This window comes from Pseudomonas sp. SG20056 (assembly GCF_031764535.1).
GTDB lineage: Bacteria > Pseudomonadota > Gammaproteobacteria > Pseudomonadales > Pseudomonadaceae > Aquipseudomonas.
The window spans coordinates 47,457-71,884 of the sequence record NZ_CP134499.1; the positions used below are offsets into that span (position 1 = coordinate 47,457).

Sequence of the window (24,428 nt, forward strand, 5' to 3'; positions counted from 1 at the left end):
TCAGCGCGGGAGGCTCAGGGCATCCGGCGGACGTGCGTGGCGGCAATGCCATAGGGCCCAGAAGGCGAGAATCTGCGCTACTAGCGGATTGAGTCGATCCAGGCCAAAGCATCCCTCGGCCCTGTGCAGGCAGAAGCGGAAGGCGCGGCGCAGATCGGCTGTCGGTTCACTCATGTCGGCAGACTCGCATGCTGGCGAGTGTTGGTTAAATCGTGTTTTTCACATATTCAGATTGCTGTTGGCTAAACAATCATGGGCGCGGGTCAGGCTTATGGCTGATAGCGAAACGGTACCCTGAGGCCCCGCTCGATCTGCCCGGACAGCTGGTGTACGCCCGCCAGCACGCCATGCTCGGTGCTGCGCATCAGCTCCAGCCACTCATCATCGAAGGCGGCGTTGAGGTTCTTGCGCAACTGCGCCTCGCTGGCCGGCCGGGTACTTTCCCGCGAGACGGCGGTAAACAGCGCCACACCGAGGGACACCGTAGTGCCGGCGGGGCCGCCGATCAGTGCGGATACGGCACCGGCCGCGCCGCTGACTGCGAGGTCGTCGACCAGACGTTCGCTGGTCTGTTGCGCAACGGCGGAAATGCCTGGGTCCGCCGACCAGTCGCCGAGGCCGCGTGGAGCGTTGCGGATGCGTTCGATAAAGGCGCTATAGGCCGGCAACTCGATGAGCGGTTCAGCGTGCAGCAGCTCATACAGCGATGCGCCGGGTGCCTGAGTAATGGCGGGGATGGCCCTGAGGCGCTGCTGGAACTGCTCGCGTGGCAGGTCATGCTGCTGAGCAATGCGCGGCAGGTGTTCATCGAGGTGCTGAATGTAGAGCCAGGTGCTGCGCGCCATGATCTGCTGCGGATCGTCGGTCTCGGCGACTGGTTCCAGCACGCGCTCGCGGTATTGCTCTTGCAGGTACAAGGCCAGGCGCCTGACGCTTGGCTCCTTCGCGCCACCGCTGCTGAGGCGGTACCAGGAAACCTTGATGCTCATCCACTGCTGGGTCCAGTAGCCGGAAAACCAGGGGATAAATGCCTCGTCGGTCTGTTGGTAGACCAGGTCCATCCACTGCTCCATCGACAGCAGGGCATGCTCGCGTGCCTGCTGCGCAGCGCTGCGTGACAGCACGCTGATGTCGCGGTCGACCTGCTGCCAGGTACTCGCACTTACCTGAATCGGCGGATCGCTGGCGCAGCCCGCCACTGCCAGCAGCAGGACGAGCAGAACGACGCGCGGACTCGACATGGCAAGCCTCCGCCTGCTGAGTGCCAGCCCCTACTCCAATGGAGTGCTGAAGTTATTCCCCTTGTGGCTTGAGTATAGGCGCGCGGCTAGCCGGCTTCCGCCGGCAGCAGACGGCAGGTATGGACCTACTGACTGGCGCGCGTGTCACGTAGATTGGCGAGCACCCGCTCGGCATTTTCCGTGCAGGGCATGCCCTCTGGTTTGTTCTCGATGGTGGCGATGATGTTCAGCAGCTGCGCCTTGTTCTGCGCCAGACGCTGTTGCATCGCCTCGATCTCGACGACCTTGCGTTGCAGGCTGTCGAGCATCTGCTCATGCGCCCAGCCCTCGGCGTTGGCATCGGGCAGCAGGTGGCGGATTTCCTCCAGGCTGAAACCGGTCTGCTGCGCGCAGCTGATAATGCCCAGGGCTTGCAGTGTCTGTTCCGTATAGCTGCGATAACCGTTGGCCTGACGCTGGGCACTGATCAGCCCGCTGGCCTCGTAGAAGCGGATACGCGAGGCAGCCAGACCGCTGCGGCTGGCCAGTTCACCAATTTTCATAATCTGTGCTCCGGGGTATTGACCTTAAAGCTGACTTTAACCTTAGCCTTGCTCCATCTGCCACCCCTGGAGCAAGCCATGACTGCCTTCCAACCGCTGCAACTGCCAAACGGTACCTCCATCCCCAACCGCATTGCCAAGGCATCGATGGAGGAGAACCTATCCGACGCCAGCCTGGGCCCGTCCGCCGGTCTGCTGCGTCTGTATCAGGCCTGGGCCGAGGGCGGCGCCGGCTTGTTGCTCACCGGTAATGTGATGGTCGACCGCCGTGCCATGACCGATGCCGGCGGCGTGGTGCTGGAAGATGACCGTCAGCTGGACAAATTTCGCGAGTGGGCGCGTATCGGCCGTGCCCAGGGCGCGCAGTTCTGGGTGCAGATCAACCACCCGGGCCGGCAGATGCAGGCCAGCCTGGGTCAACAGACTGTCGCGCCGTCGGCCGTGGCTCTGGAGCTGGGCGGCCTGTCGAAGCTTTTTCCAGTGCCCAAGGCGTTGGATGAGGCGCAAATTCAGGACCTTATTCAGCGCTTCACGCGCACCGCGCAACTGGCCGAACAGGCCGGCTTTAGCGGTGTGCAGATCCACGCGGCGCACGGTTATCTGCTCAGCCAGTTTCTTTCGCCAATCAGCAACAAGCGCAGTGACCGCTGGGGCGGCTCGCTGGAAAACCGCGCGCGCTTGCTGCTGGAAGTGGTCAAGGCGGTGCGTGCAGTGGTGGCGCCGAGCTTCTGCGTGTCGGTCAAACTCAACTCGGCGGATTTCCAGCGCGGCGGCTTCGATGCGGCCGATGCCAAGCGCGTGGTGCAGCTGCTCAATGAACAGGCGGTTGATCTGGTCGAGCTGTCCGGCGGCAGCTACGAAGCCCCGGCCATGCAGGGTGATGCCCGCGATGGCCGCACCCTGGCGCGTGAGGCGTACTTTCTCGAGTTTGCCGGTGAGATCGCTGCTGTGGCGAAGATGCCGGTGATGGTTACCGGTGGGATTCGCCGCTTGCCGGTGGTTGAGCAGGTACTGGCCAGCGGCGCGGCCATGGCCGGGATTGCCACGGCGTTGGCGATTGAGCCGGCCTTGCCCAAGCAGTGGCTGGCCGGGCAGCCCAGCAGTGCAGAACTGGCGCCGATCCGCTGGAAGAACAAGGCGCTGGCTTCTCTGGCTTACTTGGCGGTGGTGAAATTCCAGCTGCTTCAGCTCAGCCGGGGCAAGCACACCCATGCCGGGGTCTCACCGCTGCGCGCACTGCTGTTGGGGCAGCTGAAAAGCGCACAGCGCACCCGTCAGTACAAGCGTCTGATGGCGGCGGGCGGTTAGTCCGGCAAATGCCCGGTTTTCACCCAGATCAGGCAGCCTGCCTCGCTGAACGGGGTGTGCTGTGACAGGTGTGGGCTGCGCAGCCAGCTGCCGGCGGGATAGTCGCCGAACTCATCCTGAAACGTGCCCTCAAGCACCAGGATTTCTTCGCCACCCCAATGCCGGTGCGCAGTGAAATAGGTGCCGGGGGCCCAGCGCACCAGCGCCACGTGCTCGGTACCGTGCTGGTGCAATGGCAGCACTTGCAGGCCCGGCAACAGGCCGGGTCTCCATTGCGCCTGCGTGCTGTCGATCACCACGGGTTGATCATCAGCCGCATCGAACTGCATGAGTTTGACGAAGATCGTGCAGCCTTCGCGGCTGAAGGGCGCATGATGGCTGCCAATGGGATTACGCACATAGGTGCCGGCGGGGTAATCGCCGCGCTCATCGGAGAACACTCCGTCGAGCACTAGAAACTCCTCGCCGCCGGGGTGGTGATGCTCGCTGAAGCGCGAACCTGCCGCGTAGCGCACGATGCTGGTGGCGCGTGCTACCTCTTCGCCGATGCGGTCCAGCATGCGCCGCTCCACCCCTGGCATGGGTGAAGCCACCCAGGGGCTGTCGGCCGGACGGATCAAGGCGCGCTGACTAAAGTCGGCATTCAGTTGCATGGTCACCCCTTTCACCCGGTCTGCTTCAGGCCTGCTTGAGCAGGTGGATCAGCGCGTCGGCGGTGGCATCCGATGAGGCCGGGTTTTGCCCGGTGATCAGCAGGCCATCTATGGCTACATGGCTCTGCCAATCGTTCGTGCTGGTGTAATGGCCACCGTTGGCGATGAGCATATCCTGCACCAGGAATGGCACCACGTCGGTTAGCTGCACCGCAGCCTCTTCGCTGTTGCTAAAGCCGGTGACTTTCTTGCCGCTGACCAGCGGCAGACCGTTGGCCGTTTTGACATGACGCAGCACACCCGGAGCGTGACAGACCGCCGCCACCGGTTTGTTCTGTGCCTGGAAGTGTTCGATCAGGGCGATGGAGGCGCGGTCTTCGGCCAAATCCCACAGTGGGCCATGGCCGCCCGGGTAGAACACGGCGTCGAAATCATCGGCCTTCACCTGGCTCAGTGGCACGGTGTTGGCCAGTGCCTGCTGCGCTGCCGGATCAGCACGAAAGCGCTCGGTGGCGGCTGTCTGTGCATCAGGGGCGTCGCTTTTCGGGTCGAGCGGTGGCTGGCCGCCTTTGGGCGAAGCCAGGGTCAGTTGCGCGCCGGCATCCTTGAACACGTAGTACGGCGAGGCGAATTCCTCCAGCCAGAAGCCAGTCTTGTGTCCGGTATTGCCCAGTTGGTCGTGAGAAGTCAGTACCAGCAGAATCTTCATGGTGTGTTCCTTGAGGGCCGAAGGCCCGTTAATGGCGTACAACTTAAGAACTCCAAGATGACTCGATAATTCAAAAGTTTGTTTCTGCCGTACAGCCATTACCGAGGCGATGTGGAGCGGTGGACGCCGTCCTCAGCCAGGGGTGCTTGCGTGCACAGGTAGAGCGATCAAGGCTCTGGCTTGTAACCCAGACGCAGGCCGCCCCAGTGTCGGCCCTGAACCATGATCGGCACCGACAGGTCGTGCATCAGTTCGCCGGTATCACGCATATAGGTTTGTAGCAGCAGCGGCTTCTGGTGGCTGCCGCAGCGGATGCCGGTGCGGTCGTTGAACAGGCGTTTGCTGCGGCTTTTCAGGGTGTCCACGGCGCGGTCGCCGCAGGGTGGGTGGTTGAAGGCGTTGTTGTGGGTTGGCACGTAGCCTTCGGCGGTGCAGGCGATGGCGAAGACCAGGCCTTCGTGCTGGCTCAGCAGCGGCTCCTGAATGGCTGGCAGCACCTGATCGGCGTAGCTGTCGAAGCGGGTCTTGTACTTGGCCGGGAAGCTGCCGGCAATCGGCTGGTAATGACGGTCGAACAGGTCACTGGCGCTGATCCGGCCGCTGTGTATATCCGCTTCGAACTGCGCGGCAATCTGCGCCGCCGCGCCACGTGCGAGGTCATAGATGCGCTGGTGGTAGTCATCCAGGCCGACTTCGGCGAGCTGTTCGCTGACGCTTTCGGCCTGCGCGACTAAACGCTCGGCGGCGCTGCTGAGCTGGCGGGTCTGCCCTTCGCTGTCGCCGACATCGCCGCGCAATTGGCCGACGGCTACCGAGAGTTCGGCCAGGCGTTCGTGATTCTGCCGGGTGCCGCTGTCGATCTGGCTGACCTGGCTTTCCACATCCGCCGCCAGTTCGGCAATCCCCTGCAGTTGCGCGCCGGTGTGCTCAACCTGCTGCGCGGCCAGGGTCAGCTGTTCGGCCTGCTGCTGCATATGGCTGACCACCGCCGCGCTCTGCTGGCGTATATCGCTGACGATCTGCCCGACTTCCTCGGTGGCGCTGCTGGTGCGCCCGGCCAGGTTGCGCACCTCATCGGCAACCACGGCAAAGCCACGGCCGAGTTCCCCGGCGCGGGCCGCTTCGATGGCGGCATTGAGCGCCAGCAGGTTGGTCTGGCTGGCAATCGACTGGATTACCTGGGTGACTTTCTCGATCTGCTCGGTGCGGGCGCTGAGGCCGTCAATCAGCTCGCGGCTGGTGGCGGTCTGCGCGCTCAGGTGCTGCATGGCATCAATGGCCTGGCGTAATTCCTGCTGCCCGCTGCTGCTGTCTTGCCGCACGCTCTGCGCGGCCAGCAGGGTTTGCTCGGCGCGCTGGGCGTTGTCCTGTTCGGTATGGGTGATGGCCTCGGCGGCCTGGTTGATCTGCTCGGTGGCACTGAGCTGCGATTGCAGTTTGCCGGCCAGTTGCTGCGCGGCGTGGGCCACTTCGGCGGCGGCCAGGGCGTTGTGACAGGTGTGTCGCGACAGATTCTGGCTCAGGGTGCTGAACGACTCATGCGGCGCATCGGTAGAAGCTGGCAGCTCTTCATGCTGGCGCTGCCAGGGCCCCAGCCACGGCCATAGGGCCAGCAGCAGAAAGGACGGAATGCTGATAAACCAGGGCAGCTGGATCTGCTGGTACGTCACCATCAACCCGGCTAGCCCAATGGCATGCAGCAGGCAGGCCTTGGGATAGGTAATAAACGCAGAGCGCATGACAAACCTCGTTATTTTTATTCTGGCCGAACCAACACCAGAAACTGCCTGTGGCGCGCCGCTTTGCAGTGGGCGGGCCATGCCTGCTGGAACCTGTTTGCGCGCAGCTGGATATGCCTGGGTAGGCAATCGGCCGCTGTCGGCGAATCTATAGACCATAGCGGGTGACGCTCCCTGCGGCCAACCTTTGGTGGGAGGTTGATTCGAGCACCCATGGCGGTTCAGGGCCATGGCACTTTGGTCGCAGGTGGATCAGTCCTTACAGGCGATGGCGCTGAATAAAGCCCTTGTCGAGAAAATCCTTCCAGCGTCCGTAGAAACGCCCGCCGGCACTGTGCCCATGCCAATCCAGCAGTGCGCCGCCGTCGCCGGTGGCCAGCAGTGCCAGGCTTTGTCGTTGCGGCCGGTAGCGTTTGAGTGGCAGGCCACGCAGCGCGGCGTTGAGGTTGCTGGCCAGCACCGGGCCCTGCCGTACCGAATACACCCCGCTTTTGCGTGCGCCGGGCAGGCTGGCGCAGTCGCCCACGGCAAAAAACGTTGGGTGGGTGTAGCTCTGCAGCGTGGGGGCGATCAAGACAAAGCCCTGCTCATCGCAGCCCAGGCCACTGTGCGCAGGCCAGGCAAAGGCTTTGGCGCCGCTGGCCAACAGCAGTCGTTGACCACGCCAGACCGGTTCGTCGCCGCTGAGCAGGCAGTCGTCCTCGATGCGGTTGATCGGGCAATCCTCGCGCACCCACACGCCGCGCTGGCGAAGATGGCCGAGGGCGCGCAGACGCACGCCAGCGGACAACCCATCGAGCAGATGCCCGGCGCAGAACAGTGCCAGTTGCGGTACTTTGCCGGCCAAGGCCAGCGCCAGTTCAACCCCCGCCGCGCCGCCGCCGAGAATCGCCAAGGGCTGCGGCGTAGCCTGCCAGCGCTGCCAGCCATCAAGAAATTCCGCGAAGGGTTTGACCGCCAGCAGCTGCATCGCATCGCCCTGTTGCGGCGGGCGGGCCACCTGGGCACCGACATTCAGCGACAGCCAGCTGGCGTCGAGGGTTTGCCCATCGGTCAGTTGCACCTGCTGCTGGGCGGCGGACAGGCTCTCCACTGGACTGATGATCAACTCGACCTTGGCCGCCCGGCACAGCGCCTGCAGCTCGACCTGACAATCCTCCGGCCGATGCCGCCCAGCCAACAGCCCCGGCAGCATGCCCGAGTACCAGGCCACCGGCCCGGCACTGAGCAACGCAATGCGCCCCGGCGGCCGCTCGACCAGGGCCCAGCGGCGCAGCACGCCGAGGTGGGCGTGGCCGGCGCCAATCAGCAGCAAGTCGTAATGCTTCATGGCTGTTTCAGTCCTTCGCGGTAATGGCTGGGTGCTTGTCCGGTCCAGCGTTTGAAAGCGCGGCTGAAGCTGCTGGTGTCAGCGAAACCGAGCAGGTAGGCGATTTCGCTGATCGAGCAGCGCGGGTCGCGCATATGCTGCAGTGCCAGGTTGTGGCGGGTATCAGCGAGCAGGCCTTCGTAATTGCCGCCTTCATCGGCCAGGTGGCGCTGCAGGCTGCGCAGGCTCAGGTGCAGGGCCTGGGCGATGCGTTCGGCGGAGGGTTCGCCATCCGGTAGTTGGGCTTGCAGGCAGGCGCGTACCTTGTGCGTCCAGGTGGCGTGCTGCAGCTGTTCGAGGGTGCGTTTGAGCACCATTTCATTGTGTGCGGCCAGCTCCGGGTTGCCGTCGTCCAGGCGTTGTTCGAAGGCGGCGCGGGGAAAGCGCAGCAGGTTTTCTGGCGCGGCAAACAACACCGGCGCTCGGAACACCGCATGCCAGGGTTGCGCATCCACAGGCGCTGCCCGTTGCAGCTGTACCGCCAGTGGAGCGAAGTCGCGACCCAGACGGTTGCGGCAGCTGCGCACATAGATTGCGGCAAAGGCATCCAGCGCTTCGGCCGCCGGTGGTGGGCTGTCGGGTGGCACGCGAAAGCAGAATTCGTAGTAGTCATCGGCCTCGCGCAACTCCAGCTCCAGGGCATCACTGACCACCCGGTGGTAGCGCACGATGCGTTCGAACATTTCGCGCAGGCTGCTGCTGGCGACCAGCGCGTAACCCAGGGCGTGAAAGGTGGTCGGGCTGACGAACTGCGAGGTTTTCAGGCCCAGTGCCGGGTCGCCGCTGGCCTCAACCGCCAGTTGCCACAAGCGGGTGGTGATGGACAGCGGGCAGCGCGCGTTGGGGTCGTCGAGCAGGCTTGGCTGCAGCCCGGCGGCCTGGCACAACGCGGCGCTGTCGAGACCCAGCGCGTCGAGCTGCTTGCGCAGGGCACGGGTCCAACTGGCCAGGGTTGTGGGTTCGGCGGTCATGCAGATTGGCGGGTCCGGTCAACAGGTTGGCGTTCAGGGTCAGGCGCAGGTCCGGGCTTCGCGGCACAGTGGCGCCTTCATCAACAAGAGGATGTAGGCATGTCCCACTCCCCTGCAAGCACTGCTGCATTAAATGACGCGCAACGCGCCGCGCTGATCCGCCAACAGGTCATGGCCCACGGTGTCGAACTGCGCCAGCGCTTCCCTCTCCTCAAGCACCAGAACGCCATCGGTGTTGGCATCCTCACCTTCGCCCTGGCCGGGATGATCGGCTCGGCGACGCTGTATCTCGGCGGTTACCTGGCGTGGTGGGCCTGCCTGCTGCTGAACGCCTTCTTCGCCTCGCTGACTCACGAGTTGGAGCACGACCTGATCCACTCGATGTATTTCCGCACGCAGCGCGTGCCACACAACCTGATGCTGGCGCTGGTCTGGCTGGCGCGGCCGAGCACGATCAACCCCTGGGTGCGTCGTCATTTGCACCTCAACCACCACAAGGTGTCGGGTAGCGAGCAGGATACGGAGGAGCGCGCCATCACCAACGGCGAGCCCTGGGGCTTTGCCCGCTTGCTGATGGTTGGCGACAACATGATGAGTTCGTTTATTCGCTGGCTGCGGGCGAGCAATCCCAAGCACCGCCGGTTGATTCTGACTCGCACGCTCAAGGTTTACGCGCCGCTGGGTCTGCTCAATTGGGGCACCTGGTACGTGTTCCTCGGCTTCCATCTGATCGACGTCACAGCCGCTGCGCTGGGCGCGCCTGTGGCCTGGTCGGCGACCACCCTGCAGGTGATGGAGGTGGTGAACAGTGCTGTGGTGGTGCTGGTCGGCCCTAATGTGCTGCGCACCTTTTGTCTGCACTTTGTCAGCTCGAACATGCATTACTACGGCGATGTCGAGGCGGGCAACGTGATCCAGCAGACCCAGGTGCTCAACCCCTGGTGGCTGTGGCCGTTGCAGGCGTTCTGCTGCAACTTTGGCAGTAGCCACGCGATCCACCATTTCGTGGTCAAGGAGCCCTTCTACATCCGCCAGCTCAGCGTGCCGTTCGCCCATAAGGTGATGCGTGAGCACGGCGTGCGTTTCAACGATTTCGGCACTTTTGCCCGCGCCAATCGTTGGACGCTTCAGGCCGATAAGCAGCCTGCTCAGCAGACGCAAACGGCCTGAGGCTTCACTTGCCGCGCTGCAAGTGCGGCGCGGCGAAGTAGCTGTCGGCTAACTCCCCGGTGTTGTCGCTGTCGGCGGCAAACACTACACCAAGAATCCTGCGCGGGGCGCTGCCAAAGGCGGCGATGGCGTCAGCGTTCAGGTCGCGGGACTCGCTGAGCCATTGCCCCGTTGGCGCTTCGGGGCCGCGCAGTACACGCATTTCTACCGTCTCGGTGTAGGCGCTGCGCGCCTGGGTGCCGGGTGCGGCACGGTTGTCCCAGACGTAACTGAGGGTCGCCGCCGGCAGGTTGGGGTCAAAGAAGGTGCGCGCCAGGCGCAGCTTCTGCCGGGTGACAAAGCTCAGCGAATCCAGCGGGTAATCCAGCAGCACATAGACCCGCGCCGCGTAGTCGTCACCTTCACGGGTGGCGAAGCGCGCCTGCTCCAGTTTGCGCTCAGTGCGCCACTGCCAGCTCAGTTGCCAGGGCTGATCGCCGGGCAGGTCCAGCGGATGCAGCAGGCCGCCGGCCGCAGCATCAGCCTGAATGCGCAGCACCGGCTGACCGTCCTGCTCGACCAGGGTCCTTACGGACGCTTTGAGTTTGGGAATATCCGCCAGGCGCCAGGGCACCGACCATTCGCCGCCGGGCGGGCCAGCCGTCCAGGGCGTCAGTTGGTTTTCGGCCTGGGCCAGCGGCGTCAGTACCAGCAGCGCCAGCAGTAACCCGCGCATCAGCTGCGGCGCCAGGTATGGAAACGCTCGACCAGGCGCAGCAGGCCTTGCGGCGCATGGGCGCGTTTCCATTCGCCGGCTGCGTATTTGTTGGCCTCGGCCATAGTCGGATAGGTGTGAATGGTGCCGAGAATCTTGTTCAGGCCCAGGCCATGCTTCATCGCCAGCACGTATTCGGCGAGCAGCTCCCCGGCGTGTTCGCCGACGATGGTCACCCCAAGAATCTGATCCTTGCCCGGTACGGTCAGTACTTTGACAAAGCCGTGGGCGGCCTCGTCAGCGATGGCTCGGTCGAGGTCATCGATGCCGTAGCGGGTCACCTCGTAGGCAATGTTCTGCGCCTTGGCTTCGCCTTCGGAGAGGCCGACGCGGGCGACTTCGGGGTCGGTAAAGGTGCAGGCAGGAATCACCCGGTAATCCACCTTGAAGCGCTTGAAACCTGAGAACAGCGCATTAACCGCCGCATACCAGGCCTGGTGCGCGGCGACGTGGGTGAACTGGTAGGGCCCGGTGACATCGCCCACCGCGTAGATATTGGGGAAGCGCGTAGCCAGGTATTCGTCGGTTTCCAGGGTGCCGTTAGGCCGCACCGTTAGGCCCAGTTCCTCGACGCCGTAACCCGTGACATTGGCCACCCTGCCGAGGGCCAGCAGCAGGCCATCGAAGGCGATGGTCACCTCCTCGCCGGTGTCCATGCGGCGGGCGACCATGCGCTGTTCACCATCCACCACTTCAAAACGTTCGGCGCGATGTTGCAGGCGCACATCCACACCGTCGGCACGCAGACTATTCAGTACCAACTCGCTGGCATCGGCATCCTCGCGCGGCAGCAGGCGCTCGGCCAGCTCCACCTGAATCACCTGGCTGCCGATGCGCTGGAAGGCCTGGGCCAGCTCGCAGCCAATCGGCCCGCCGCCGAGCACCAGCAGCCAGCGCGGCTGTTCGTGCAGGCTCCAGATGCTGTCCGAGGTGTAACTCTGCACCTGCTCCAGGCCAGGAATTTTCGGCACCAGTGGCCGCGCGCCGGCGGCGATAACCAGGTTGCGGCTGGTCAGGGTCTGGCCATTCACTTCCACGCTCCAGGGCGAGAGGATCTTCGCTTCGCCCTGAATCACCTCGACGCCCAGGCCGGTGTAACGCTCCACCGAATCATGCGGTTCGATGTCGGCAATCACCCGCTGGATGCGCTGCATCACGGCCGGGAAATCCACCGTGCCCTGCACGCCGGTAAAGCCCAATGCCGGGCCCTTTTTCAGTTCATTGGCCAGCTTGGCCGAACGCAGCAGCGCCTTGGATGGCACACAGCCGGTGTTCAGGCAGTCGCCGCCCATCTGGTGTTTTTCGATCAGGCTGACCTTGGCCTTCACCGCCGCCGCGATATAGGCGCTGACCAAGCCACCGGCACCCGCGCCGATCACCAGCAGGTTGCGGTCAAACGTCTTCGGTTTATGCCAGCCGGCGTACACCCGCCGCGCCTGGATCAGGCCCAGCAGCTTGCGCGCGATCAGCGGGAATACCCCGAGCAGCACAAAGGCACCGAGCAGCCCCGGCGAGAGAATGCCGGCCAGGGAGTCCAGCTGGCCCAGCTCGCGTCCGGCGTTCACATAAACCAGGGTGCCGGGCAGCATGCCGAGCTGGCTGACCCACCAGTAGGTGCGCGCCGGCAGGCGGGTCAGGCCCATGGCCAGGTTGATCAGAAAGAACGGGAACAACGGCACCAGACGCAGGGCAAACAGGTAGAACGCGCCTTCCCGCTCCACGCCCTTGTCGATGCCAGCCAGGCGCTGACCAAAGCGGCTTTGCACCCAATCGCGCAGCAGAAAGCGGCTGCTGAGCATGGCCAGAGTCGCGCCGAGGGTGGAAGCGAAGGACACCAGGACAAAACCTTCGAGCAGGCCGAACAACGCGCCGGCCAGCAGGGTCATCAGCGCCGCGCCGGGCAGCGACAGCGCCGTGACCGCGACGTAAGCGAGAAAGAACAGCCCTGCCGCTAGCCAGGGCTGCGCGGCCACTTGAGCATTCAGCGCGGCCTGCTGCGCCTTAAGCGTTTCCAGATTGAGGTACTGGCCGATGTCGAAGACAAAGAAGCTGCCCAGCAGCGCGAGGATCAGGCCCATCAGGGCGAGTTTGCGGCTATTCATCAGTCAGCGCCTCCAGGGCGCAAAGGCTTTGGCACAGGCTAAAACCGGCCAGCAGGGCAGTCTCGGGGCGGTCGGTCAGTTGGCCGAGCACCCGTGAACGATAGGACAACGCCGCCGGACTATCGGCGGGCCACTGGCGGTCGAAGTCGGCGAGAAAATCATCGTGGTTGTAGTTCAGCGGCAGGGCTTCGATAAACAGACCATCGCGCTGGCAGCGGTATAGCGCCGCCGGGTGTGGCGTGGTCGCGATACGGCTTAGCAGGCCATAGCGGCCGCCGGCAAAGTTTGGCAGCCCGGCCGCGCCGTTATTGATCAGCGCGCCGTGCTCAAGGTTCAAGGCCACCGCCGAGCAGGTATGGCTGGTGGCCAGAACCTGCACGTTGCTTTCGGCAAACCAGGCATCCAGTTGCTGCTGGCGCGCCGAGTCGCTGAGCGATTCCCTTGAGCAGCTCCAGCCAGCCAGGGACTGCTCATCCCCATGGCTGATCGCTACGCGCTGGCCGGCCACGCTGACCAGTGCGGTGCTCGGCCTTGCGGCCAGGCGTTCGGCCATGCCGGGCAAACCCTGCACGGTTTTATTCAATTCCTGCTGAATGGTATTGGAGCGCTCGACCACCGCCTCATCCACCGTCATCGGGTAGGCACAGCCGCAGCCGGCACCGCTGTCGTTGGCACGGCCCAGCTCGGTTTCGACATTGCCACGCAGGGCCACATGGGCGCTAAGGCCCTGCTCGATCTGCTGGAAAACCTGCGGGTCGCGGTCGAACCAGTGGGCATCGCCGTTAAACACCACGCGCGCTTTTGGCTCGGCGGCCAAGCGCCGTTGCAGCGCGGCCAGGGCCTGGCGATTGCCATAGAGTCCGCCGACTACATAGAGGGTTTCACACTCGAATGCGGGGTCACCGCCAAAGGCATCAGGGGCTAGGCGGTAGTCCAGCGGGCAGTCGCGTCCAGCACGCATCAGGCGTTATCTGCTTGGCGCTGCAGCAACCAACCGGGCAGCAGATAACCCAGCACACAGAGGCCCAGGCCATACAGGTTGGTGCCGAGCAGCAGCGCGTATTTACCGTCGCCGATGGCCCAGCTTTGCGGAATCCAGTTCAGGGTCAGGGCCACGCCGAGGCCCAGGCCGGTCCAGAAACTCAGGTGAAAGCCCAGCCTGGTTGGTGTGGTCAGGCCATGCAGAACAAATACCGGGGCCAGGCCGATGACCATGGTGCCGCTGATGGTGGTGGCCTTGAGGATATCGGTGCCGGCGATCATCGGCAGGTTACCGAGCAGGGCGAACACCACCATTACCGCCATGCCGATGCCAATGGCTTTCTGTCCGAGGTCTCGCCCGGCCAGCTTCGGCAACTCGCGTCCGGCCAGCTTGGCCAGGCTGGAGAAGGTCGAATCCAGGGTCGAGCCGGCAGCTGAGACCATCACCACGGTCATGATCAGCAGCGCGCCAATGCCCAGGCTCTTGGCCAGAGCGGCAGGCACGTTGTCCGAGGCGGCCAGGCCGGTAAGTTGGGCGTGCACGCCGATCAGGCTAAAGGCGAGGATGGCGATAAAGCCGAGAATGCCGGCGATCAGAAAGGAGCGGCGCATGGCCTTCTCCTCGCTGATAAAGCCCCGGTCGGTCAGCACCGGGTCATGGAAGCCATAGCTAAAGGCCTGCAAGCCGGCGACCAGGAGCAGGTCGACACCGGCATTCAGCGCCCAATTGCTGGTGCTGGCCAGCTCGCTGGGCGAATGCTGTGGCAGCACCAGGCCGAGCACCCAGACCAGGGCAATTACGAAGATTGCCGCTTGCGCCGCGTCGGTTAGGATCGAGCTGCGCAGCCCGCCGCGCAGGCTGTAGGCCAGGGTCACGGCGGTAAAGAGCAGGGCTGAGGCAATAAACTCGATGCTGCCGGAGTCACCGTAATAACCGCCGACCACCGCGGTGTTGCTCCACACCTCGTTAAACAGGCGAATCAGAATCGCCGCCGAGAACGCCAGTGCAGCGCCCCGGCCGTAATGGCTGCTCAAGAAGCTGACCAGGCCGGTGGCCGCAAAGCGTCGGCGCAGGCGGTAGATGACAAAGCCGGTGAGCGGAATCGACAGCCAGTACATGGCATAGGCCAAGCCGCCGACCAGGCCGTAAGTCGCGCCGAGATTGGCGGCGTTGGTCACTGATTTGGCGAAGATCCAGCTGATAAAGATGCTCGAGGTGATCAACCACGGGCTGGCGCTGCGGCCTTGGTTGTCCTCGCCATTAAAGAACCCGCCCAGGGTTACGGCGCGTGGCGACAAGGCCAGCATCAGCGCGCCGTAGACCACGAGAAAACCCCAGAAGAACAGCCCGGTGAGACTGGTTGGTTGCATGCTTCGATCCTTAAGAAGTGAGGCTGCCGCCGCAGCTGGAGCCCTGGCCGGCGGTGCAGGCATAACAATGATCACGGGTCACGATGGGGTTGCCGGCCAGTGTTGCACTAAGCAGATCGCGCAGGTGCGGCCGATCACGGCCGATCACCTCTGGCAGTTGCAGCGGCAAATCGAGCATCTGGTTGAAATCGCAGTCGTACAGGTAGCCCTGCCAATCGACGCTGACCAGGCTGCGGCACATCAAGGGTTCGAGGTTTTCCGGCCGATAGCTGTCGCGTAACAGCTGCATATAGCCGTTGAACTGGCCCTTGCTGACCAGTGTGCTGCCAAAGCGCGCAATCGGCTGGTTGGTGATGGTCAGCAGGTGGTTGAAGACGATGCCGAAGTCCTCGACCAGGTGGCGTTTGTAATCGGCTTCCAGCGCCGCTTGCGGTGGCGGCAGGCTCGGCCCTTGTGGGTTGTACACCAGGTTGAGGATCAGGCCGCTGCCCGGCTGGCCGTAGCCCAGGGCATTGAGTTGTTGCAGGCCTTTGATGCTGGCGTCGAACACACCATCGCCGCGCTGCTTGTCGACGTTATCGCGTGAGTAACAAGGCAGCGAAGCACTGATTTCCACGCCCTGGTCGGCGAGAAACTGCGCCAGGTCTTCATAACCCGGCTCACTGAGGATGGTCAGGTTGCAGCGATCGATCACCCGCAGGCCTTCACGCCGCGCGTGGCTGACGATCTCGCGAAAACGCGGGTGCATTTCCGGCGCGCCGCCGGTGAGATCGAGGGTGTGCACCGGGTGGGCGTCGATCACCTGATGCAGCAGGGCCAGGCTTTCATCGGTCATGGCCTCGGTGCGGGTCGGCCCGGCATTGACGTGGCAATGCAGGCAGCGCTGGTTGCAGCGGTAGGTCAGGTTGATCTGCAGCGCTTCCAATTGGCCACGGCGGATGGCGGGGAAGGCCAGTTGGTCGAGCAAGGGCAACATTGCATGCACGGTGTTGGGTTCCTTGATGCTGGGCGCCGGCTGATCATGCCTGCCGCTAAGTAGCCACTATAGAGAGTGCCCGCGAGGTTTTGTTACGCGGATGGGCAGAAGAATGTTGCGCAATTTATTATACAAATCTTGTACAAATAATGCAGAATCTGCAGATATTGCCCTGCCAGCTGCCGCGAGGATTCGCTTATGTTAGTTCGCCTTACCTATGCCAGCCGTGCCAGTCATTCGGTTTCAGCCGAGTTGATCCGCGAGATTCTCGACAGTTCACAGCGCAACAATCCAGGTAAAGGCCTGACCGGGATACTCTGTTGTAACGCTGATATCTTTCTGCAAGCACTGGAAGGCCCGCGTGCAGAAGTGAACGCCCTGTACAACCGATTGGCAGACGACAGCCGGCACAAGGACCTGACCATTCTCGATTACGCGGAAATCAGCATGCGCCGCTACAGCAGCTGGAGCATGGGCTGGGCCGGTGCCAAGCAGGCCAACCGCGAGTTGTTCCTGAAATATTCAGCCAGCGACCGTTTTGATCCATTCAGCATGAGCGCCGAGCAGATTACCGGTCTGCTGCTGGAGCTGAGTGAGACCGTCAGCGCAATCAAATCGCCAGTTCTCAGCTAGAATTCCCGGGCGTCAACTCGCCCAGGCGAGCTGTGTTCACCCTGAGCCTTGGCGCACCTCGCAGTTTATTGAGGCGCCAGGATGCACCGTCTGCTCAACCTTCCACTGCTGGCTGCCCTGCTCTGCTTTGCATTGGGCAGCGCCCAGGCGTTCGCTGAGCTGCCATTGCTGGTGCTCAGCAGCGAGCAGCTCAAGCAGCCGGTGGAGGTTCCCGCGAGCCTGGTGCTGGAAGACCCCAGCGGCAATCTGACCGCTGCCGAGGTGCAGCAGCGCATCGTCAGCGAGGGCCGGCGGATTGATGGTTTGCCGCGCCTGGGGTATTCGGCCAGCGCCTGGTGGCTGGCATTTCGTCTCGATGCGCCGGTGGCCGAACGCCTCGATCTAATGATCGACCGGCCTTTTCTCGACGATATCGAAGTCTGGCTGTATGACCGCGAACGGCTGATCGCACCCTTCTACAGCGGTGATCACCGCGACTTCCTCCAGCGTGGCGCGCCCTCGCCACATTTTCTGCTTAACCTGCCGCGCCTCGGCGAAGGGCCACATACCTTGTTGCTACGAGTGCAAAGCGGCTCAGCGGTGAGTGTGCCGATGCAGTTGGTGGCGGCCGAGCAAAGCCCACTGCTGCTGGCTGAGCACTGGATGCGCAGCGGTTTGCTATTGGGGGCGCTGCTTAGCCTGACCCTGTTCTTTCTGGTGAAATACAGCGCCCTGCGCGAGACGCAGCTGGTGTGGTTCTGCCTGACGGTGGCCAGTGTGGCGCTGTACAACGCCAGCCTGCATGGCGTGATCAGCCTGCTGGCGCCGCAGTGGGTGTGGTTGTCGGCTCAGATGGCCAATCTGGCCAACCCCGGCATGTTGATCTTCAGCAGCTTGTTCCTCGCCAGCTCGCTGAAACTTGACCTGGGCCGTGTGCGCCATCTACGCAACGTGCTGTTTGCTGTGACCCTGCTGGTGTGCGGCTGGACCATCGTCAGCTATGGCCACTTTCGCTCCTACCAGACGCTGAACGTGCTGATTCTGCTCAACGGAGCATTTCAGCTGTTGTTGCTGATTCTCGGTGTGCGCCAGCGCCGGCCTTACGCCATCGGCTACTTGCTGTGCTGGAGCTCGGCCCTGTTACTGATGCTGCTGGTGCCACTGGGGCGCAGCGGGGTGATTCCGCTGCCGCCGGGCTTCAATTACATGCACGCCTACCTGCCGGTGCTGAGCATGCTGCTGTTTGGCGGCATCCTCGATAAGCAACTGGAGCATATTCGCCGTGCGTTGTTGCAGAGCAAGGCTCAGGCGCTGGGTAACCTGGAGCAATACCAGGCACTGTTCAGCAGCAGCGGTGAGGGGATTTTTCGCTGCACCCGCAGTGGCACCCTGATTGAAGCCAACCCCAGTTTTACCGCGCTATTGGGGCTCTCCCAGGACAGCCGCGAGCTGTCCATGCAGCAGTTGCTGGGTGCTGAACAATGGGCCGAGCACGTGGCGCAACTGCACAACGAGCAGCCGGCAACCAGCCAGGAATGTCAGATTCATGGCCTCGACGGGCAGAGCCATTGGGTCTATCTATCACTGCATCTGCGCCCGACCCAGGATTGTATCGAAGGCATCGTGGTCGACCTCAGCGAACGCCGTGCTCTGGAAGAGCGCCTGCAATACCTGGCGGCACATGACTCGCTGACCGGTCTGCTCAATCGCCGCGAGCTGGAGCGCCTGCTGCGGGAAAGCCTCAAGGGCGAAGGTACGCGGCGTTTCAGTCACTTGCTGAGCCTGGACCTGGATCAGTTCAAGCAGGTCAACGACCTCTGCGGTCATTCGGCGGGCGACCAGCTGTTGCGTCAGCTGTCCAGCCACCTGCGCCACCACCTGCCCCGGCATGCCGAGCTGGCCCGTATTGGCGGGGATGAATTCGCCGTGCTGCTGCGTGAGATCAACACCGACGTGGCGATGGAGCATGCGGAAACCTTGCGCCATTGTGTCGAGCAGTTCGTCTTCAGCTGGCAGGGCCGGCCGTTCCGTGTGCAGGCCAGTATCGGCCTGCTGGAACTCGGCAGCGGCGTCAGCGACTGGGAAACCGCGCTGAACTGGGCCGACAGCGCCAGCCAGCTGGCCAAGCACCTGGGGCGCAACCGCGTGCAGCAGTTCAATCCGGATGACGGTGTACTGCTGGAGCATCAGCGTCAGCTGCAATGGATCACCCGCCTGCGCGAGGCCATCGACCAGGGCCATTTCGAGCTGTTCTATCAGCCGGTCATGGCCTTGCAGAGCAGCGATGACGGCCTGCGTTACGAGGTGCTGCTGCGCTACCACGACCCGCACAGTGGTGAGTGGATCAGCCCCGGGCAGTTCCTCGGAGCGGCAGAGCGCTATGGTTTTCTAGGCGCCATCGACCGCTGGGTGGTGATGCGCTTGCTGCAATGGCTGGCGGATAACCCACGGCATGTGCAGCAACTGGCCCAGGTGAACTTCAACCTCACCGCCAGTTCGCTGCTCAATGCGCACTTCCATGAAATGCTCCACGGCGAACTGCTGCGGCACAACCTGCCGGCGCACAAGCTGTGCATCGAAGTGACCGAGATGGTCGCGCTGGGCGAGCTGGGGGTGTCTGCGCAGTGGATCAAGCAGTTGCGCAGCCTGGGCCTGAAAGTGGCACTGGACGATTTCGGCAGCGGCTTCGCCTCCTATGCTTACCTGCGCCATCTGCCGCTGGATATCGTCAAGATCGACGGCAGCTTTATCCGCGGTCTGGAGAGCGACCCGATCAACCAGGCCATGGTTGGCTCGATGCAGCAGATCGCCAACCAGCTGGGCCTGAGCACAGTCGCCGAGTTTGTCGAAACTCAGGCCACCCTCGACTGCGTAAGCGCGCTTGGCCTCGACTACGCCCAGGGCTACTGCATCGGCCATCCGCAACCACTGACTCAGCTAAGCGACAGCACTCAGGGTGACGTGCAGATGCAGCTGGTGCTCGAGCGTCGCTGACAGCATTCGCATCGCATCGATGCCGGCCACACCAATGCTACTGGCGAGCAGGTTGCTGGTCGTCGCACCTGAAAATGATCATCTCCGAGCGTGTGCAGCTGGTGCCTACGGCGGTGCTTACGGCATCGAGCATCGGTACAGCGCGGACAATGGTGTATTGCCCTGCACCACAAATCCCGGCCACGGTTTTGAGGGCGTCGCTTCTGGCGGAACCACTCAGGGCGCCGGCATTGCAATAGGAGACATGGCCTGTTGGTTTGGCCGCTTTACCCGCCTGGCTAAAGTATTCCGGCAACTCGGACGGCGTCAGCATCGTGGCGATAGCGCCGTCTGCGGTCATCCCTGCCTGTTCTGCCGGCGTGTACAGGTGGACATTCTGGTTGCTGGCGCAGCCAGCAAGGGTGAAGGTTGCCAGTGCAACAGCAAGGCCTTGTCGTTTCATGTTTCTGTCCTGTTTTGTTGATGAATGAAGTCATGCGCAATAGCGGCGTTAAGTGATCCGTCTGGGTGGATAAACCCTCTTCCCAGCGCTGAGCTATTTCGCGCATTGCTGAAGTTGCTGAATAACAGGTGCGGCATCGGTCCACGCCAGGGCCATGAGCGGTTTACCGTCGATGGATAAGGTGAATTGCTGCCGGTCCCGCATACCGTTCAGCACTGCGCTCAGGTCAGGTACGGCAAACGCGATCGCGCCGATCGTTCGTTCATGGCGGTAGTTGAACACCTGTACGGTCTGCGCTGGCTCATCGTCTTGCTGCAGGGTGAGCTTGATTTTCTTTACGGTTTTCGGTGTAGGGAGGCCGGTGCCGTAAAAGATCAGCCAGGCATCTGGCTTGGGATGTTGAAAACCGAGAATGCTGACAACCCCTCCGCTTTTGCCATTGTCCGCTCGGCTGAATTTGGCAAAAGTCGCCACGCAAAGCGTGCCCTCCGGTGTGTCGCTGGACGTGGAGTACCAGACGCCTCGCGCGACTTCCTGCGCCATGGCCGCATCGCGCTGATCTTTTTCAGCCTGGAGTTTGTGCATCTCGGCCACTTCTTCGCGGCTCATGGGAACCACCGGCGCGCGGTTCTTAGGTCCCAGTGAATCCAGGTATTCGTTCTTCTCGCGAATCCAGTCGTCCATGCTGTATTGATAGGGCGGGCTGCAACCGTTGCCGTCGTACTGCATGCCAATCGGGCAGGCCAGCGTCGTGAGCGGCAGGGCGAGTGCGAACAGGATGGCGTGCGCTTTCAATGGCAGCCTTTGTTTCATGGCATCAACCTTTCTATGGACGACCGCGCCATTCCCGGCCGAGGCTGGCCGGGAAGTCCGGTGCACTCAGCAGCGTCCGGCCGCCTGCAGCAGGGCATTGCAGGTGCTGCCGGAAGTATTGCCACGTTGCCCGCTAGCGGCCGGCGTACCGGCCATGGCCGTGCAGATGGCGTCTGAATGTGGCGTCATGCCAAAGCTCATGGCCTTCTGGAAGCCGGTGGCCGAGTACATATAGCAGCGGTAGGTGCCGCCATCCTTGGTATTGACGTTGTAGTTGATGCGTCCGCCGGTTTCCTCGGTGCGCTCGGTGATGCTGAACTGTCCGACGGGTTGGCCGATGGCCTGGGCGGTGCGCTGTTCCAGGCCGCTTTGGTTGATGGTGGCGGCGCAGCCGGACAGTAGGAACGCGGTGGTCAGTGCGGTGATTGAGCGAAGGTACATGGCAAGCTCCAATGTTTTTTATGGGTGCAACAGAGGGACGGACCAGCAGGTCCGGGCGGTGAAAGTCGTTAGTTAGGGCGCGCTAGGCGGCGTTGTTCAGGCCGCTAACGGCGGGGCACCGGGCTTGCGCGCCACGATAAACACCCGCCAGTCTTTGCCCTTGCTGCCATGGCGCTCGACGGCCAGGATTTGCAGGCCTTGAGCGGTCATGGCCGCCTGTAACTGGTGGGCGTCGAAACACAGCACCGGCGGCGCTTTGCCGATGGCGCGCAGCAGCGGCAGGGCCAGCTTGGGGATCAGTGGGTTCATTTCATTCAGGCAGGGCGTCTTCGAGATCAGCAAGCCACCTGGTTTCAAGGCGTTGATGGCTGAATTCAGCGCCTGCGGCAGATCTGCCACGAGATGCAGCAGGTTGAACGCCAGCACCGCATCGTAGGCACCCTGTTCGGCCGTAGGCGCATCGGCGTCGGCTAGTTTGAAGTGCAGCTGTGGCATGGGCATGGGTTGGCTGACGAGTTTCTCGCCTGCAATGGCAATCATCTGTTCGGCGACATCGGTGGCCAGTAGCCGCCGCGTGGCGGGCGCCAGACGCAGGGCGGTAGTGCCCGTGCCACAGCCGATTTCCAGCACCTCATGCTCCCTAGACAGCAAGGCTTGTACGCGCTGCAACGTCCGCTCGTAACCGGCCTGATCTGCAATCGGATCATTCGCGTATTTGCGCGCAATCCGGTTCCAGAAGCGTGCCTTGTCGGCCATGGCCGACGGTGTTGCCGCTGCAGAGCAATGGTCGCTGGTAGAGGTAATGGGTGAGTGCATGGTGCGCGTCCTGTGCATGGATGTAAGGCAAAAGCCAACACAGTGCGGATGCTATCCTTGCGTATCATCACGGGGTATTGCGATAAATTGCAGACAACATATGCATTTACGTATGGATAAGGTCGACTGGAACCAGTTGCGCGCCTTTCTCGAGACGGCAGAGACCGGCTCGCTGTCGGCGGCCGCGCGTAAGCTCGGGCAGTCGCAACCGACCCTCAGTCGCCAGGTCGCCGCTCTGGAGCTGGCACTGGGGGTGACGCTGTTTGAGCGGGTCGGCAAAACCATGGCGCTGACCACCACCGGGCAGGAGCTGTTGGGCCATGCCCGCGTAATGGGCGCGGCGGCACATGAGCTGGGCCTGGCTGCGACCGGGCGTTCGGAAGAGGTGGCGGGCGTGGTGTCCGTTGCCACCAGCGACGCCGTGGCGGCGTACCTGATGCCGAAGATACTCCTGCAGATCCGCGAGGCGGCACCCGGCATCCAGGTCGAGGTGGTCGCTTCGGACGGTGTCAGCGACCTGCTGCGCCGCGAGGCCGACATCGCCATCCGCCATGTGCGTCCTGAACAACCGGAGCTGATTGGCCGCTTGGTTCGGCACAGTTCCGCCTGCTTCTACGCGTCCGCAAGCTGGGTGCGCGAACATGGTCTGCCGCGTACCGCCGAGGATGCGGTACAGCACGACTTTATTGGCATGGACCGCGCCGGCCATTACCTGCAGCACATGCGCTCTAAAGGCCTGCAGCTCAGCAGCGCGAACTTTCGCAGTTATGCCGACAACTCCGTGACCTACTGGGAAATGGTCCGCCAGGGCCTGGGCATTGGCGCAATCATGGAGGAGATCGCGCGGGAAACCCCGGGCATGGTTCGCGTGCTGGAGGATGTCAGCCCCTTCCAACTGCCGATCTGGCTGGTCACCCATCGCGAGCTGCGCACGGCACGGCGTATTCGCATTGTCTTTGATCTGTTGGCTGAGATCCTGGCCTGAGCAGTGTTCGCTGCGGCAGCTGTCAGGCAGCGGCAGCCAGTGGCATGCGTTCCAGCAGGTTTAGGTCCAGGCGCAGCATACGTACACAGCGCTCATCGCGTAGCTCTTTGGGCGACTGGTTGCTGCGCAGGCGCAGAACCTGGCAGACCAGGTTGAGCACCAGCGCCTCGCGGCTAAATACGCCACTGCCGAGGTTGTAGAACGCCGCGATCAGCTCGCGCAGGCCAAATGGCAGACGCCAGCGGATGCGCAGCGCCGAGCCGAAGCTGGCGGCGCGTTGCTGGAAACTCTGGTGAATATCCTCATCGCGCAATACGCCGCCGGCGTCCTGCCAATCCTGCAGGCTGCGCAGCAAAGCCAGCTCGCCAATGTTGTGCAGCAGCGCAGCGGTAAAGCACAGCTCGGCATCCAGGTTCAGTTCATTGGCCAGCCAGCGCGCCAGCTCTGCGCTGCGTTGGGCGCTGTCCCAGGCGCTGTTGGCCAGCTCGGCCAGACGCGAGTCACTGAGTAGCGCATTGCGCTGCACGGCCATGCCCAATACCAGGTTCAGCGTACGCGCCAGGCCCAGGCGTGGCAGCGCCTGGTTCAGGGTCTGGCAGGGTGCGCCTTGATGCTGCGCGGCGCTATTGGCGGCGGCGATCAGTCGCGCAGTGATCTGCGGGTCACGAGCAAACACCTCTTCCAGCTCGCGCAGATCGCTGTCATCACCGTTGAGGCACTGGCTCACCGAGTCGCGTACCGAGGCCAGCAACGGCGCGCCTTGGCCTTCTTCGCGCACCGCATTAAGGTAATCATCCAGGCTGTCGACCAGCAAGGGTGCCGTGACCGCTGTTGCGCTGGCGGTGGCGCTGCCGAGGATGCCAAGCAGGCGCTGGCGCAGTTGTTCGGCATTGAACGGCTTGGCCAGGTAGGCCGCCGGTGCCAGCGGCCGCGCGGCGCGTACGCTGCTGGCATCCAGGCGACTGCTGATCAGGATAAACGGCAGCGCCGGAGTCCGTGGATGGCGGCGCAACTGGCGCAGCAACTCCAGACCATCCAGGCCCGGCAGGTCGCCATCGGCAATCACCAGCGCCGGCAGACGGCGTTTGCATTTGGCCAGTGCAGCCTCGCCGTCGGTGACTCTTATAACCCGCGCATCGGCGCGTACATCGAGTACCAGTTGCACGAGTAGATCGGCAGTCCAGGGGTCTGCTTCGGCGATCAGAATCTCCGGAGCGTTGGCCAGGGCAGTCATGAAAACCTCAGGGAAAAGCGTGATGGCAAAATAATGGCGCCATCGATATGGCGGCGCGCAGTGTACGGGTTGGTTACTTTAAAACCAGCGTCGCCCGACGAAATGCTGAGTCTTTAGTCAACTTTGTAAGTTTGCCTGAAAATACCGCAATAGAGCGGTCTGGTTGTCCTACAAAGTGCCATTGAGGCGCTCTAGGCGCAGGGCT

23 protein-coding genes are annotated in these 24,428 nt (G+C 63.1%); 5 read left to right on the forward strand and 18 right to left on the reverse strand.

The genetic code is table 11. The annotated features are described in order from the left end of the window. The 3 genes from RHP75_RS00215 to RHP75_RS00225 all read right to left on the reverse strand — a co-directional run bounded on the left by RHP75_RS00215 (position 1) and on the right by RHP75_RS00225 (position 1,783). The gene (locus RHP75_RS00215) at positions 1-174 is read right to left on the reverse strand and encodes a hypothetical protein (RefSeq protein ID WP_311089944.1); all 174 of its coding nucleotides are present in this window, start codon (positions 172-174) and stop codon (positions 1-3) included. A 95-nt stretch (positions 175-269) separates the two neighbouring features. Beyond that, positions 270-1,241, reverse strand: coding sequence for a hypothetical protein (locus tag RHP75_RS00220; RefSeq protein ID WP_311089945.1), 972 nt, complete (start codon positions 1,239-1,241; stop codon positions 270-272). A 125-nt stretch (positions 1,242-1,366) separates the two neighbouring features. Beyond that, complete coding sequence (locus RHP75_RS00225; protein WP_311089946.1) at positions 1,367-1,783, reverse strand: MerR family transcriptional regulator; 417 nt, start codon at positions 1,781-1,783, stop codon at positions 1,367-1,369. A 78-nt stretch (positions 1,784-1,861) separates the two neighbouring features. On the opposite strand from RHP75_RS00225, the gene RHP75_RS00230 reads away from it, so the two are divergent. Beyond that, complete coding sequence (locus RHP75_RS00230) at positions 1,862-3,091, forward strand: NADH:flavin oxidoreductase/NADH oxidase family protein (protein WP_311089947.1); 1,230 nt, start codon at positions 1,862-1,864, stop codon at positions 3,089-3,091. On the opposite strand, the gene RHP75_RS00235 is transcribed toward RHP75_RS00230, so the two are convergent. The 5 genes from RHP75_RS00235 to RHP75_RS00255 all read right to left on the reverse strand — a co-directional run bounded on the left by RHP75_RS00235 (position 3,088) and on the right by RHP75_RS00255 (position 8,532). Beyond that, entirely contained in the window at positions 3,088-3,744 is a 657-nt protein-coding gene (locus tag RHP75_RS00235) for a cupin domain-containing protein (protein ID WP_311089948.1), read from the reverse strand. The two genes, RHP75_RS00230 and RHP75_RS00235, sit on opposite strands and share 4 nt — an antisense overlap. Before the next feature lie 25 nt (positions 3,745-3,769). Beyond that, entirely contained in the window at positions 3,770-4,453 is a 684-nt protein-coding gene (locus RHP75_RS00240) for a type 1 glutamine amidotransferase domain-containing protein (protein WP_311089949.1), read from the reverse strand. 167 nt (positions 4,454-4,620) lie between these two features. Further along, positions 4,621-6,423, reverse strand: coding sequence for a methyl-accepting chemotaxis protein (locus RHP75_RS00245; RefSeq protein WP_409079690.1), 1,803 nt, complete (start codon positions 6,421-6,423; stop codon positions 4,621-4,623). Positions 6,424-6,451: 28 nt separating this feature from the next. Then, positions 6,452-7,522 carry an FAD-dependent oxidoreductase gene (locus RHP75_RS00250; protein WP_311089951.1) on the reverse strand — a complete coding sequence of 357 codons (1,071 nt, stop codon included), beginning with the start codon at positions 7,520-7,522 and terminating at the stop codon, positions 6,452-6,454. Beyond that, positions 7,519-8,532 (reverse strand): AraC family transcriptional regulator, encoded by a 1,014-nt coding sequence (locus RHP75_RS00255; RefSeq protein ID WP_311089952.1) that lies wholly within the window; start codon positions 8,530-8,532, stop codon positions 7,519-7,521. The genes RHP75_RS00250 and RHP75_RS00255 overlap by 4 nt, the downstream gene beginning before the upstream one ends. 99 nt (positions 8,533-8,631) lie before the next feature. On the opposite strand from RHP75_RS00255, the gene RHP75_RS00260 reads away from it, so the two are divergent. Then, a complete protein-coding gene (locus tag RHP75_RS00260; RefSeq protein WP_311089953.1) occupies positions 8,632-9,702 on the forward strand; it encodes a fatty acid desaturase in 1,071 nt (356 codons plus the stop codon). 4 nt (positions 9,703-9,706) lie between these two features. On the opposite strand, the gene RHP75_RS00265 is transcribed toward RHP75_RS00260, so the two are convergent. From RHP75_RS00265 to arsS, 5 genes are read right to left on the reverse strand one after another with little or no spacing between them, the layout of a single operon-like run. Further along, positions 9,707-10,417, reverse strand: coding sequence for a DUF3047 domain-containing protein (locus RHP75_RS00265; RefSeq protein WP_311089954.1), 711 nt, complete (start codon positions 10,415-10,417; stop codon positions 9,707-9,709). Next, positions 10,417-12,558, reverse strand: a complete 2,142-nt coding sequence (locus RHP75_RS00270; RefSeq protein ID WP_311089955.1) for an FAD-dependent oxidoreductase — start codon at positions 12,556-12,558, stop codon at positions 10,417-10,419. Before RHP75_RS00270 ends, RHP75_RS00265 begins: the two co-directional genes overlap by 1 nt. Further along, positions 12,551-13,519 carry a hypothetical protein gene (locus tag RHP75_RS00275; protein ID WP_311089956.1) on the reverse strand — a complete coding sequence of 323 codons (969 nt, stop codon included), beginning with the start codon at positions 13,517-13,519 and terminating at the stop codon, positions 12,551-12,553. Before RHP75_RS00275 ends, RHP75_RS00270 begins: the two co-directional genes overlap by 8 nt. Next, a complete protein-coding gene (locus RHP75_RS00280; RefSeq protein ID WP_311089957.1) occupies positions 13,519-14,910 on the reverse strand; it encodes a sodium:solute symporter family transporter in 1,392 nt (463 codons plus the stop codon). Before RHP75_RS00280 ends, RHP75_RS00275 begins: the two co-directional genes overlap by 1 nt. Before the next feature lie 10 nt (positions 14,911-14,920). Further along, positions 14,921-15,886 carry an arsenosugar biosynthesis radical SAM (seleno)protein ArsS gene (arsS, locus tag RHP75_RS00285; RefSeq protein WP_282876828.1) on the reverse strand — a complete coding sequence of 322 codons (966 nt, stop codon included), beginning with the start codon at positions 15,884-15,886 and terminating at the stop codon, positions 14,921-14,923. Between the two features lie 198 nt (positions 15,887-16,084). On the opposite strand from arsS, the gene RHP75_RS00290 reads away from it, so the two are divergent. Both RHP75_RS00290 and RHP75_RS00295 read left to right on the forward strand, forming a co-directional pair. After that, positions 16,085-16,519 (forward strand): BLUF domain-containing protein, encoded by a 435-nt coding sequence (locus RHP75_RS00290; RefSeq protein WP_311089958.1) that lies wholly within the window; start codon positions 16,085-16,087, stop codon positions 16,517-16,519. Between the two features lie 81 nt (positions 16,520-16,600). Then, entirely contained in the window at positions 16,601-19,492 is a 2,892-nt protein-coding gene (locus RHP75_RS00295; protein WP_311089959.1) for an EAL domain-containing protein, read from the forward strand. 37 nt (positions 19,493-19,529) lie between these two features. Here RHP75_RS00295 and RHP75_RS00300 read toward each other — a convergent pair whose 3' ends face one another. The 4 genes from RHP75_RS00300 to RHP75_RS00315 form a co-directional block, all read right to left on the reverse strand. After that, positions 19,530-19,934, reverse strand: coding sequence for a hypothetical protein (locus tag RHP75_RS00300; RefSeq protein WP_311089960.1), 405 nt, complete (start codon positions 19,932-19,934; stop codon positions 19,530-19,532). Between the two features lie 93 nt (positions 19,935-20,027). Further along, positions 20,028-20,747 (reverse strand): hypothetical protein, encoded by a 720-nt coding sequence (locus RHP75_RS00305; RefSeq protein WP_311089961.1) that lies wholly within the window; start codon positions 20,745-20,747, stop codon positions 20,028-20,030. Between the two features lie 66 nt (positions 20,748-20,813). Next, a complete protein-coding gene (locus tag RHP75_RS00310; RefSeq protein ID WP_311089962.1) occupies positions 20,814-21,188 on the reverse strand; it encodes a hypothetical protein in 375 nt (124 codons plus the stop codon). A 96-nt stretch (positions 21,189-21,284) separates the two neighbouring features. Further along, positions 21,285-22,004: a class I SAM-dependent methyltransferase gene (locus RHP75_RS00315; RefSeq protein ID WP_311089963.1), complete on the reverse strand. Its 720-nt coding sequence runs from the start codon at positions 22,002-22,004 to the stop codon at positions 21,285-21,287. 100 nt (positions 22,005-22,104) lie between these two features. Between RHP75_RS00315 and RHP75_RS00320 the strand changes: the two genes are divergently transcribed. Beyond that, positions 22,105-22,989: a LysR family transcriptional regulator gene (locus RHP75_RS00320; protein WP_311089964.1), complete on the forward strand. Its 885-nt coding sequence runs from the start codon at positions 22,105-22,107 to the stop codon at positions 22,987-22,989. A gap of 22 nt (positions 22,990-23,011) precedes the next feature. On the opposite strand, the gene RHP75_RS00325 is transcribed toward RHP75_RS00320, so the two are convergent. Further along, positions 23,012-24,223, reverse strand: coding sequence for an HDOD domain-containing protein (locus RHP75_RS00325; protein WP_311089965.1), 1,212 nt, complete (start codon positions 24,221-24,223; stop codon positions 23,012-23,014). Between the last annotated feature and the right edge of the window lie 205 nt (positions 24,224-24,428).

Bases quoted from the DNA above. Each gene is read 5' to 3' on its own strand.
- RHP75_RS00215 (WP_311089944.1), bottom strand. From the start codon at position 174: ATGAGTGAACCGACAGCCGATCTGCGCCGCGCCTTCCGCTTCTGCCTG.
- RHP75_RS00220 (WP_311089945.1), bottom strand. From the start codon at position 1,241: ATGTCGAGTCCGCGCGTCGTTCTGCTCGTCCTGCTGCTGGCAGTGGCG.
- RHP75_RS00225 (WP_311089946.1), bottom strand. From the start codon at position 1,783: ATGAAAATTGGTGAACTGGCCAGCCGCAGCGGTCTGGCTGCCTCGCGT.
- RHP75_RS00230 (WP_311089947.1), top strand. From the start codon at position 1,862: ATGACTGCCTTCCAACCGCTGCAACTGCCAAACGGTACCTCCATCCCC.
- RHP75_RS00235 (WP_311089948.1), bottom strand. From the start codon at position 3,744: ATGCAACTGAATGCCGACTTTAGTCAGCGCGCCTTGATCCGTCCGGCC.
- RHP75_RS00240 (WP_311089949.1), bottom strand. From the start codon at position 4,453: ATGAAGATTCTGCTGGTACTGACTTCTCACGACCAACTGGGCAATACC.
- RHP75_RS00245 (WP_409079690.1), bottom strand. From the start codon at position 6,423: ATGGCCCTGAACCGCCATGGGTGCTCGAATCAACCTCCCACCAAAGGT.
- RHP75_RS00250 (WP_311089951.1), bottom strand. From the start codon at position 7,522: ATGAAGCATTACGACTTGCTGCTGATTGGCGCCGGCCACGCCCACCTC.
- RHP75_RS00255 (WP_311089952.1), bottom strand. From the start codon at position 8,532: ATGACCGCCGAACCCACAACCCTGGCCAGTTGGACCCGTGCCCTGCGC.
- RHP75_RS00260 (WP_311089953.1), top strand. From the start codon at position 8,632: ATGTCCCACTCCCCTGCAAGCACTGCTGCATTAAATGACGCGCAACGC.
- RHP75_RS00265 (WP_311089954.1), bottom strand. From the start codon at position 10,417: ATGCGCGGGTTACTGCTGGCGCTGCTGGTACTGACGCCGCTGGCCCAG.
- RHP75_RS00270 (WP_311089955.1), bottom strand. From the start codon at position 12,558: ATGAATAGCCGCAAACTCGCCCTGATGGGCCTGATCCTCGCGCTGCTG.
- RHP75_RS00275 (WP_311089956.1), bottom strand. From the start codon at position 13,519: ATGCGTGCTGGACGCGACTGCCCGCTGGACTACCGCCTAGCCCCTGAT.
- RHP75_RS00280 (WP_311089957.1), bottom strand. From the start codon at position 14,910: ATGCAACCAACCAGTCTCACCGGGCTGTTCTTCTGGGGTTTTCTCGTG.
- arsS (WP_282876828.1), bottom strand. From the start codon at position 15,886: ATGTTGCCCTTGCTCGACCAACTGGCCTTCCCCGCCATCCGCCGTGGC.
- RHP75_RS00290 (WP_311089958.1), top strand. From the start codon at position 16,085: ATGTTAGTTCGCCTTACCTATGCCAGCCGTGCCAGTCATTCGGTTTCA.
- RHP75_RS00295 (WP_311089959.1), top strand. From the start codon at position 16,601: ATGCACCGTCTGCTCAACCTTCCACTGCTGGCTGCCCTGCTCTGCTTT.
- RHP75_RS00300 (WP_311089960.1), bottom strand. From the start codon at position 19,934: ATGAAACGACAAGGCCTTGCTGTTGCACTGGCAACCTTCACCCTTGCT.
- RHP75_RS00305 (WP_311089961.1), bottom strand. From the start codon at position 20,747: ATGAAACAAAGGCTGCCATTGAAAGCGCACGCCATCCTGTTCGCACTC.
- RHP75_RS00310 (WP_311089962.1), bottom strand. From the start codon at position 21,188: ATGTACCTTCGCTCAATCACCGCACTGACCACCGCGTTCCTACTGTCC.
- RHP75_RS00315 (WP_311089963.1), bottom strand. From the start codon at position 22,004: ATGCACTCACCCATTACCTCTACCAGCGACCATTGCTCTGCAGCGGCA.
- RHP75_RS00320 (WP_311089964.1), top strand. From the start codon at position 22,105: ATGCATTTACGTATGGATAAGGTCGACTGGAACCAGTTGCGCGCCTTT.
- RHP75_RS00325 (WP_311089965.1), bottom strand. From the start codon at position 24,223: ATGACTGCCCTGGCCAACGCTCCGGAGATTCTGATCGCCGAAGCAGAC.